Consider the following 1100-nt stretch of genomic DNA (forward strand, 5'->3'; position numbering starts at 1 on the left):
TGCCTGTTGCCCGAAGTCTGCCGCACATCCGGACCAGCGGACAGGGTTGCTGGTCGCGGAAGGCACGAAGATCATTTACGGGACAAGTCTTAGGGTCCGTCTTCAAAGATCATCGAGTGGTGGATCATGGTGGGGTGATACGTCGCCATGAACTCACCGATCAGGAGTGGGAGTTACTCGCTCCCCTCATACCGCGGGCCGCGACAGGTCGTCCGCGCGTGGAGGATCGGCAGGTCGTCAACGGGATGGTCTACAAGATCCGAACCGGGATCTCCTGGCGCGACCTGCCGGAACGTTATGGCTCATGGCAGACGGTGTACACCCGCTTCCGCCGCTACGCCCTGGACGGTGTGTTCACCCGAGCTCTTCAGCAGATCCAGGCCCGCGCGGACGCGGCCGGCGATGTCGACTGGCTCGTGCAGATCGACTCCACCATCGTCCGCGCCCACCAGCATGCCGCTGTGACAGGGCGAAAAGGGGGATCTACCGGCCGGACGAACCGGACGATCAGGCCCTCGGTCGATCCCGAGGCGGACTGACTACCAAGATCCACCTCGCCTGCGACGGCAAGGGGCGCCCGCTCGCGATCCTGCTGACCCCGGGCCAACGCCACGACAGCATCTGCGCACGCCCCGTCCTGGAACGCATCCGCGTCCCACGCACCGGCCAGGGCCGGCCCCGCTGCAGACCCGACCAGGTCGTCGCCGATAAGGCCTACAGCTCCCGCTCTTTCCGCGCCTACCTGCGACGACGCGGCATCGCGTGCACCATCCCGGAGAAGAACGACCAGCAGCGGCACCGCCACAACCGCGGCCGCCACGGAGGCCGACCGCCGGCATTCGATCGGCAGATCTACCGCCGACGCAACGTCGTCGAACGCTGCTTCAACCAGCTCAAGGGCTTCCGTGGCATCGCCACCAGATACGACAAGACCGCCACCTCCTACGAGGCAGCGGTCAGTCTCGCGTCATTCCTGCTTTGGGCAAGATCCGTTTGAAGACGGACCCTAGTACTCCAGCAGGATTTCGCTGTCTGACCTGGTCTTTTCGCCGGGTGGCGGGAGTGTAGCGGGACTTGGGCCGTGCGGGGGCGGTCTCACG

Annotated in this window: 1 protein-coding gene; it reads left to right on the forward strand. The window is 65.5% G+C overall.

Annotation, left to right across the window (positions count from 1 at the left end):
- Positions 1-137: 137 nt before the first annotated feature.
- Positions 138-997 (forward strand): IS5 family transposase gene (locus ACFWBD_RS41510; RefSeq protein ID WP_385679431.1). Its coding sequence is split into 2 segments (ribosomal slippage): positions 138-494 and positions 497-997, totalling 858 coding nucleotides; the frame shifts between segments, so codons are not numbered across the junction.
- Positions 998-1100: the final 103 nt, after the last annotated feature.

Source organism: Streptomyces sp. NPDC060002 (assembly GCF_042737245.1).
Lineage (GTDB): Bacteria > Actinomycetota > Actinomycetes > Streptomycetales > Streptomycetaceae > Streptomyces.